This window comes from Variovorax gossypii (assembly GCF_003965815.1).
Lineage (GTDB): Bacteria > Pseudomonadota > Gammaproteobacteria > Burkholderiales > Burkholderiaceae_C > Variovorax > Variovorax gossypii.
In genome coordinates, this window is sequence record NZ_RXOE01000004.1 from 397,779 (window position 1) to 406,606 (window position 8,828).

Annotated in this window: 10 protein-coding genes; 9 read left to right on the plus strand and 1 reads right to left on the minus strand. The window is 69.0% G+C overall.

The window, feature by feature from the left end:
- Nucleotides 1-30 precede the first annotated feature (30 nt).
- Nucleotides 31-921, plus strand: coding sequence for a LysR substrate-binding domain-containing protein (locus EJP69_RS18715; protein WP_093198166.1), 891 nt, complete (start codon nt 31-33; stop codon nt 919-921).
- 36 nt (nt 922-957) lie between these two features.
- A complete protein-coding gene (locus EJP69_RS18720) occupies nt 958-2,637 on the plus strand; it encodes a SulP family inorganic anion transporter (protein ID WP_126472011.1) in 1,680 nt (559 codons plus the stop codon).
- Between the two features lie 8 nt (nt 2,638-2,645).
- Here the strand turns inward: EJP69_RS18720 and EJP69_RS18725 are convergent, their stop codons facing one another.
- Nucleotides 2,646-3,122, minus strand: a complete 477-nt coding sequence (locus EJP69_RS18725; RefSeq protein ID WP_093198171.1) for an outer membrane protein assembly factor BamE — start codon at nt 3,120-3,122, stop codon at nt 2,646-2,648.
- Nucleotides 3,123-3,192: 70 nt separating this feature from the next.
- Between EJP69_RS18725 and EJP69_RS18730 the strand changes: the two genes are divergently transcribed.
- The 7 genes from EJP69_RS18730 to EJP69_RS18760 all read left to right on the plus strand — a co-directional run bounded on the left by EJP69_RS18730 (nt 3,193) and on the right by EJP69_RS18760 (nt 8,784).
- On the plus strand, nt 3,193-3,399 hold the full coding sequence (locus tag EJP69_RS18730; protein ID WP_093058036.1) for a DUF3460 family protein: 207 nt from the start codon (nt 3,193-3,195) through the stop codon (nt 3,397-3,399).
- Nucleotides 3,400-3,478: 79 nt separating this feature from the next.
- Nucleotides 3,479-4,315, plus strand: a complete 837-nt coding sequence (locus tag EJP69_RS18735; protein WP_093198174.1) for a segregation and condensation protein A — start codon at nt 3,479-3,481, stop codon at nt 4,313-4,315.
- 33 nt (nt 4,316-4,348) lie between these two features.
- Nucleotides 4,349-5,923, plus strand: a complete 1,575-nt coding sequence (gene nadB / locus EJP69_RS18740; protein ID WP_206169352.1) for an L-aspartate oxidase — start codon at nt 4,349-4,351, stop codon at nt 5,921-5,923.
- 69 nt (nt 5,924-5,992) lie between these two features.
- Nucleotides 5,993-6,895 (plus strand): 3-methyl-2-oxobutanoate hydroxymethyltransferase, encoded by a 903-nt coding sequence (panB, locus tag EJP69_RS18745; protein WP_126472014.1) that lies wholly within the window; start codon nt 5,993-5,995, stop codon nt 6,893-6,895.
- Nucleotides 6,896-6,909: 14 nt separating this feature from the next.
- Complete coding sequence (gene panC, locus EJP69_RS18750; protein WP_126472016.1) at nt 6,910-7,749, plus strand: pantoate--beta-alanine ligase; 840 nt, start codon at nt 6,910-6,912, stop codon at nt 7,747-7,749.
- On the plus strand, nt 7,746-8,384 hold the full coding sequence (gene queE, locus EJP69_RS18755; RefSeq protein ID WP_126472017.1) for a 7-carboxy-7-deazaguanine synthase: 639 nt from the start codon (nt 7,746-7,748) through the stop codon (nt 8,382-8,384). The genes panC and queE overlap by 4 nt, the downstream gene beginning before the upstream one ends.
- A gap of 37 nt (nt 8,385-8,421) precedes the next feature.
- The gene (locus EJP69_RS18760) at nt 8,422-8,784 is read left to right on the plus strand and encodes a 6-pyruvoyl trahydropterin synthase family protein (protein ID WP_093198488.1); all 363 of its coding nucleotides are present in this window, start codon (nt 8,422-8,424) and stop codon (nt 8,782-8,784) included.
- Nucleotides 8,785-8,828 lie beyond the last annotated feature (44 nt).

Sequence of the window (8,828 nt, forward strand, 5' to 3'; positions counted from 1 at the left end):
GATGACCTGAAGCCCTCCCGGAAGACGCCCATGCCCGCAAGGAACATCCGCCCCGCCCACGTCGCCCCCCGAAGCCACACGGTGGACATCGACCTGCTGCGCGTGTTCGACACGGTGGTGCGCATCGGCAGCTTCACCACCGCCGCCAAGGCGCTGTCGCGCACGCAGTCGGCGGTGAGCATGCAGCTGCGCCGGCTCGAGGAGCAGCTCGGCGTGCAGCTGGTGGCGCGCGACACGCGCCAGCTCGCGCCCACGCCCGAGGGCCTGCAGCTGCTGCCGCTGGCGCGCCAGATGCTGGGCCTGAACGACCAGCTCTTCCACGACGTCGACAGGCAGGAGGTGTCGGGCAGCATCCGCATCGGCTCCATCGAGCACTACGCCACGCGCGTGCTGCCGGTGCTCATCGCGGAGTTCTGCAGGCAGCACCCGCGCATCCACGTGGAGCTGCACCACGGCGTGTCGTCGGCCATGCATGCGGAGCTGGGCTCGCGCTACGACATGGTGATCGGCGTGGGCGCGGTGGGCTCGGGCGAAGGGCTGCGGCTGACGAAGTCGCGCATCGTCTGGGCCTCCACCGCCTCGTCGACCACGCACCTGCAGCGGCCGCTGCCGCTGGCGCTGAACCCCGAGGGCGCGATGCTGCGCGACTGGGCCACGCGCGCGCTGGACCGCGCGGGCATTCCGTGGCGCATCGCCTACACCAGCACCAGCGTCACCGGGCTCGAGGCGGCGGTGCGCGCGGGCATCGCGGTGGGCGTGTTCCGCGAGGCCACCATCTCGAAGCGGCTGAAGATCCTGGGCGCGAAGGAGGGCATGCCATCGCTGCCCGACTCCGAGGTGTGGCTCGCCACGGCGCCGCTGCCGGGGCGCAAGGCGGTGGAACTGCTGGAGGCGTTCCTCATCCACAAGCTGCGCAAGTAGCCCGGGCGCTCGAGGCCAGTCCAGAATGAGCGCTCCATGCACTCCCCGCTGAACCTCACCCGCTTCCGTCCGCGCCTGCTGGACGCGCTCGCGGGGTACGACCGCGAGCGCTTCTTCAAGGACCTGGGCGCAGGCGCCACGGTGGGCATCGTTGCGCTGCCGCTGGCCATGGCCTTCGCCATCGCCTCAGGGCTCAAGCCCGAGGCTGGCATCTGGACGGCGATCATCGCGGGCTTCCTGATCTCGCTGCTGGGCGGCTCGGCGGTGCAGATCGGCGGGCCGGCGGGCGCGTTCATCGTGATCGTCTACGGCATCGTCGAGCGCTATGGCGTGGCGAACCTGCTGATCGCCACCGCCTGCGCGGGCGTGCTGCTGTTCCTGGCGGGGCTGTTCGGGCTGGGGCGGCTGGTGCGCTTCGTGCCGCTGTCGATCGTGGTGGGCTTCACCAACGGCATCGCGGTGCTGATCCTGCTGTCGCAGTTGAAAGACCTGCTCGGGCTGACGGTGGCGAAGATGCCGGCCGACGTGTTCTCGCAGCTGCATGCGATGGCGCTGCAGATCGGCACCTTCAACCCGTATGCCTTCGCGCTGGGCATCGCCTGCGTGGGCGGGTTGCTGCTGTGGCCGCTGCTGCTGCGCGAGAACTCGAAGGTGGGCAGCGCGGTGCTGCGCCTCGTGGGCCCGGTGGCGCGCATGCGGGCCGTGCAGGTGGGCGCACGCATGCCGGGGCCCATCGTGGCGCTGGTCACGCTCACGCTGGTGTCATGGGGCTTCGAGCTGCCGGTGGAAACCATCGGCACGCGCTTCGGCGGAATTCCCGAGGGCGTGCCGGCTTTCGCGCTGCCCGATTTCTCGTGGGAGACGGTCAAGCAGCTCGTGACGCCGACGCTGACCATCGCGCTGCTCGGCGCCATCGAGTCGCTGCTGTGCGCGCGCGTGTCCGACCAGATCAGCGGCCAGCCGCGCCACGACCCCAACCAGGAGCTGATGGCGCAGGGCATCGCGAACGTGGTCACGCCTTTCTTCGGCGGCATGCCGGCCACGGGCACCATCGCGCGCACCGTGACCAACATCCGTTCGGGCGGAAGCTCGCCGGTCGCGGGCATGGTGCATGCGCTGACGCTGCTGATCGTGGTGCTGCTGGCAGCGCCGCTGGCGCGCCACGTGCCGCTCGCGGTGCTGGCGGGCATCCTGGTGTTCGTGGGCCTGAACATGGGCGAATGGCGCGAGTTCACGCCCACGCAGCTGCGGCACTTCAGCCGCCACTACCGGCTGCTGATGCTGGGCACCTTCTTCCTCACGGTGGTGTTCGACCTGACGGTGGCGGTGCAGGTGGGCATCGTGCTGGCCTGCGCGCTCTTCATCCGGCGCATGAGCGGGCTCTTCGAGGTCGAGCTGGTCACGCTGCAGCCACCGGTGCTCACCTACCGGCTCTACGGTGCGCTGTTCTTCGGCGCGGCAGCCAAGCTCGACGAGACGGTGAACGCCGCCGAGCGCGCACCGCGCGGCATGACGCTGGTGCTGGACGCCACGCACCTCATCTACATCGACGCAACCGGCGTCGACGCCCTGCGGCAGCTGCACCGGGCGGTGCTGGCACGCGACGGGGTGCTTCGCATCGAGTCGCTGCAGCCGCAGCCCCTGGAGGTGCTGGAACGATCGGGCTTTGCCGAGGAGCTGACGACGGGCAGGCCCGGCGCGTCCCACGGCGGGTAGCTGCAGCGTTACGGGGCCTCGGTGCCCCGGTCGGGCGAGGAGCCGCTGCGCACCACGCGCTGGTCGTCGTTCAGCGTGGCGGTGAAGACCATGGCGGAGTTGGGCGGCTGCACCCAGCGCCACTCCCATTCGGTCTCGCGCCTGAGCGCATAGGGCGTCACCTTGGCGGGCTTGCCGAGCATCTTGCGCAGGTCTTCCATCATCATGCCGGGCTGAACCTTCGCGAAGTTCTCGGGCGTGAGCACCTGGCGCAACGCGCTCATCTTGCCGTCGGGGCCGATGGTGATCATGTAGTTCTTCTGGCCCGCGGGCTGGCGGTTGTACTCGAACACACGGCCGCGTCCGGGGGCGTCCCAGATGTTCTCGGGCTCGCCGAAGCGCGCGCGGACGTCGGCCTCGGTGGACACGCCCTCCTCCAGCTCGCTGATGTTCTTCGGGTCGCAGGCGGCGAGCCCGATCGCCGCCGCCAGACACCCCGTAACCATGCCGATCCGCCAACCCTGAATTCGCTTCATGCCGTCCCCGGTAAAATTCGCGCCAACAAAGGTCCAGTCTATGTCCATCTTCCGCCGCCCCCACTACACCTCCGAGATCACGAACTTCATCGAGGAGATGAAGGAAAAGAAGCCGACGCTGGAGGCCGAACAGCGCGCCGGCCGCGCCCTGCTCTGGGACAAGCACCTCGACCGCAGCCTGCTCGAGGAGTACAGCGAAGCCCGCGTGCCGATGCAGCCCTACGTCTACCAGACCCAGGCCAAGTAAGCCCTTCCCCGATGCCGAATTGGCAGCACACCCCCGTCCGCACTGTGTCGGCCGCTATTGAAAAAGTAGCATCGCCCCAATGAACGGCGACGAGGACAACGGCACGCTGGTGGTCGACATGCCCGAGGTGGTCGACCAGGTCGCGCTCGCGAGGCTCTATGGAGAGCCGCTCTTCGCGATGCCGAAGGACCTGTACATCCCGCCCGAGGCGCTGCAGGTGTTCCTGGAGGCCTTCGAAGGCCCGCTGGACCTGCTGCTCTACCTGATCCGCAAGCAGAACTTCAACATCCTCGACATCCCGATGGCGGGGCTCACGCGGCAATACCTGAGCTACGTCGACGAGATCCGCCAGACGAACCTCGAGCTCGCGGCCGAGTACCTGCTGATGGCCGCGATGCTGATCGAGATCAAGTCGCGCATGCTGCTGCCGCCCAAGAAGGTGGCCGACGGCGAAGAGGCCGAAGACCCGCGCGCCGAGCTCGTGCGCCGCCTGCTCGAGTACGAGCAGACCAAGCTGCAGGCCGCCGCCATCAGCGCCATGCCGCAGTACGGCCGCGACTTCTGGAAGGCGCAGGTCTACATCGAGCAGTCGCTGAAGCCGCGCTTTCCCGACGTGGACGTGATCGAGCTGCGCGACGCCTGGGCCGACATCATGAAGCGCGCCAAGCTCGTGCAGCACCACAAGATCTCGCGCGAGGAGCTCAACGTGCGCGAGCACATGAGCATCGTGCTGCGCCACCTGCAGGGGCAGCGCTTCGTCGAGTTCGAGAAGCTCTTCGACGTGTCGCGCGGCGTGCCGGTGCTGATCGTCACCTTCATCGCGATGCTGGAGCTCGCGAAGGAGACGCTGATCGAGATCACGCAGGCGGAAGCCTTCGCTCCCATCTACGTCCGGCTGGCTTACTCACCTGCCTGACCCAACCGGTTTGCATATCCAGTGACTTCCGCCGTGCGCGATTTCGACGTCCTCATCGTCGGCAGCGGCCTCGCCGGCCTCTCGGCGGCGCTGCACCTGGCGCCCACGCACCGCGTGGCCGTGCTGACCAAGCGCGCGCTGAACGACGGCTCCAGCGCCTGGGCGCAAGGCGGCATCGCGGCGGTGCTGGCGGCGGGCGACAGCTTCGACGCGCACGTGGAAGACACGCTGATCGCCGGCGCCGGCCTGTGCGACCCCGAGGCCACGCGCTTCGTGGTCGAGCACGCGCCCGAGGCCATCGGCTGGCTGCGCGAGCTGGGCGTGCCCTTCTCGGAAGAAGACGGCGACCTGCATCTCACGCGCGAAGGCGGCCACAGCCAGCGCCGCATCGTGCACGTGACCGACGCCACCGGCGCGGCCGTGCAGCAGGTGCTGATCGAGCGCGTGCGCCGCACGCCGAACATCACGCTGTTCGAGCACCACACGCTGGTCGACCTGATCACCGGCCCCAAGATCGGACTGGAAGACCCGGCCTGCCTGGGCCTCTACGCGCTCGACGACCAGACCGACGAGGTGCTGGCCTTCCGTGCGCCGCACACCATCCTGGCCACGGGCGGCGCGGGCAAGGTGTACCTGTACACGACGAACCCCGACACCGCCACCGGCGACGGCATCGCCGCCGCGTGGCGCGCGGGCTGCCGGGTGTCGAACATGGAGTTCATCCAGTTCCACCCGACCTGCCTGTACCACCCGCACGCCAAGTCCTTCCTGATCAGCGAGGCGGTGCGCGGCGAAGGCGGGCTGCTGAAGTTGCCCGACGGCACCCGCTTCATGCCGAAGCACGACGAGCGCGCCGAACTCGCGCCGCGCGACGTGGTGGCCCGCGCCATCGACTTCGAGATGAAGAAGCACGGCCTCGACTGCGTGCATCTCGACATCTCGCACCAGCCGGCCGCGTTCCTGAAGGAGCATTTCCCCAACATCCTGGCGCGCTGCCTGGAGCTGGGCATCGACATCACGCGCGAGCCCATTCCGGTGGTGCCGGCCGCGCACTACACCTGCGGCGGCGTGCTGAGCGACCTGAGCGGGCGCACCGACATCCCGGGCCTCTACGCCATCGGCGAGACCGCCTGCACCGGCCTGCACGGCGCGAACCGGCTGGCCAGCAACTCGCTGGTCGAATGCATGGTGTTCGCGCGCGCCGCGGCGGGGGCCATTGCCTCGGCGCCGGTGCGTGAACGCGCCGAACTGCCCGCCTGGGACGACAGCCGCGTCACCGACGCCGACGAGGCCGTGGTCATCTCCCACAACTGGGACGAACTGCGCCGCTTCATGTGGGACTACGTCGGCATCGTGCGCACCAACAAGCGCCTGGAGCGCGCGAGCCACCGCATCGCGCTGCTGCAGGCAGAGATCCAGGAGTTCTACGCGAACTTCCACGTCACGCGCGACCTGCTCGAACTGCGCAACCTGGTGCAGGTGGCCGAGCTGATCGTTCGTTCCGCGCAGGCCCGCCACGAGAGCCGTGGCCTGCATTTCAGCCGCGACTACCCCTCGCTCGCCGAGCCCACAGCGCCCACGGTGCTCGCGCCTCCGGCGGACCGATAACCCTCACCCGTTCGTTTTTCTTCACTCAAGGATGCCCGGCCACCGACGCCCGCAGGGAGAAACCCAACCATGTCGAACACCACGCCCACCACCGCCGCCACTGAAGCACCGCCGGCCTCGCCCTACGGCACCCTGCCGCCGGCCTCCCCGCCCGCGTCGCGCAAGCCCGTGAGCCTGCCCCGCCTTGCCGACATGCACGCGCGCGGCGAGAAGATCGCGATGCTGACGGCCTACGACGCCACCTTCGCGGCCATGGCCGACGCGGCCGGCGTCGACTGCCTGCTGGTCGGCGATTCGCTCGGCATGGTCTGCCAGGGCCTGAACAGCACCGTGGGCGTAAGCCTGGACACCATGCGCTATCACACCGACAGCGTCTCGCGCGGCCTGCGCCGGGTGCAGGGCACGGCCTGGCTCATCGCCGACCTGCCCTTCGGCAGCTATCAGGAGTCGCGCGAACAGGCGCTGCGCAGCGCCACGGTGCTGATGCAGGCCGGCGCACACATGGTCAAGCTCGAAGGCGGCGGCTGGACCACCGAGACCGTGCGCTTCCTGGTCGAGCGCGGCATTCCCGTGTGCGCCCATCTCGGCCTGACGCCGCAGACGGTGCACGCGCTCGGCGGCTACCGCGTGCAGGGCAAGGGCGACAGCGCCGGCGCGCTGCTGAAGCAGCAGGCCCATGCGCTGCAGGACGCGGGCGCCGCGATGCTGGTGCTCGAAATGGTGCCGGCTGCGCTGGCCGCCGAACTCACGACCGAGCTGAAGCACTGCGCCACCATCGGCATCGGCGCCGGCAAGGCCACCGCCGGACAGGTGCTCGTGCTGCACGACATGCTGGGCATCAACCTCGGGAAGATGCCGAAGTTCGTGCGCAACTTCATGGCCGACGCGCCGGGCGTGCTGCCCGCGCTCAAGGCCTACGTTCAGGCCGTCAAGGACGGCAGCTTCCCCGACGACCGACTCCACGCCTGGTAAGGAAGGAAACCCTCATGCACATCGCACACACCATCGACGACCTGCGCAGCCACCTGGCCGCCTTCGGGCGCCCCGCCTTCGTCCCCACCATGGGCAACCTGCACGAGGGCCACCTGGCCCTGGTGAAGCAGGCCAGGCCGCTGGGCGACGTGACCGTGGCCAGCATCTTCGTGAACCGCCTGCAGTTTTTGCCGCACGAAGACTTCGACACCTACCCGCGCACCTGGGACAGCGACTGCGAGAAGCTGCGCGCCGCCGGCTGCGACGTGCTGTTCGCGCCCGACGAGAAGGCGCTCTACCCCGAGCCCCAGACCTGCAAGGTGCACCCCGACCCGGCGCTGGCCGACATCCTCGAAGGGCACTTCCGCCCCGGCTTCTTCATCGGCGTCTGCACGGTGGTGATGAAGCTCTTCCAGTGCGTGCAGCCGCGCGTGGCGGTGTTCGGCAAGAAGGACTACCAGCAGCTGATGATGATCCGGCACATGGTCCGACAGTTCGCGCTGCCGATCGAGATCGTGGGCGGCGAGACCTTCCGCGCCGGCGACGGCCTGGCGCTCTCATCGCGCAACGGCTACCTGAGCGAGAGCGAGCGTGCCGAGGCCGTGCAGCTGTCGAAGGCGCTGAAGGCGATGGCCGAGGCGGTGCGCTCGGGCGAGCGCGACCTGTCGGCCATAGAGGCACGCGCCATGCAGACGCTGACCGGGCGCGGCTGGCAGCCCGACTACCTCGTGCTGCGCCGCCGCTCCGACCTGCAGGCACCCGCCGCGGGCGACGCTCTGGTGGCGCTGGCCGCCGCGCGCCTGGGCACCACGCGCCTGATCGACAACCTCGAGATCGAGACGCCGGCCCCATGACCTACAGCGTCAAGGAAATCTTCTACACGCTGCAGGGCGAAGGCGGCCAGGCCGGCATGCCGGCCGTGTTCTGCCGCTTCGCAGGCTGCAACCTCTGGACCGGCCGCGAGGAAGACCGCGCCTCCGCCATCTGCCGCTTCTGCGACACCGATTTCGTCGGCACCGACGGCACGCTGGGCGGCAAGTTCAAGACCGCCGATCAGCTCGCCGACACCATCGCCGCGCAATGGCCGGCCGCCGATGCCGACCACCGGCTGGTGGTGCTGACCGGCGGCGAGCCGCTGCTGCAGGTGGACGCCGCCCTGGTCGACGCGCTGCATGCGCGCCGTTTCCGTATCGCTGTCGAGAGCAACGGCACGGTCGAGGCGCCCGAGGGCATCGACTGGCTGTGCATCAGCCCCAAGGCCGGTGCGCCATGGGTGCAGCAGCGCGGCCAGGAGCTGAAGCTGGTGTGGCCGCAGGCCGAATTCGACCTCGACACGATGGCACGCACCGGCGAGTTCACGCACCGTTTTTTGCAGCCCATGGACGGGCCCGACCGCGTCGCGAACACCGAGCTCTGCATTGCCGAATGCATGAAGCGGCCCGCGTGGCGCCTCAGCGTGCAGACGCACAAGATCACCGGCATCCGCTGAAGCGGCCGCCTTTTTCCCTGAGTTTTTGTTTTTGACGATGCGATTCACCATCAGCCAACGCTTTTTCTTCGATGCCGCCCACACGCTCAAGCGCGAGATCGAAGTCGAAGGCAGCCGCCGTATCCACGGCCACACCTACCACGCGGAGGTGTGGCTCACGGGCGAGCGCGACCCGGTGACGGGGATGGTGATCGACCTGGGGCTGCTGCGCCGCCGGCTGGAAGACGTGCGCGAGCAACTCGACCATCACCTGCTGGACGACGTGGCGGGGCTGCATCCGCCGACGCTGGAGAACCTGTGCGTGTTCATTGCGGATGCGCTGCCGGACTTGCGGCCCTCGCTGGCTCGCGTGCGCGTGTGGCGCGAGGCGCTCGGCGACTCCTGCACCGTGGACTTCTAGGTTTTTCTTTCTCCCTCCCTCCCCCTCTGGGGGAGGGCAGGGGT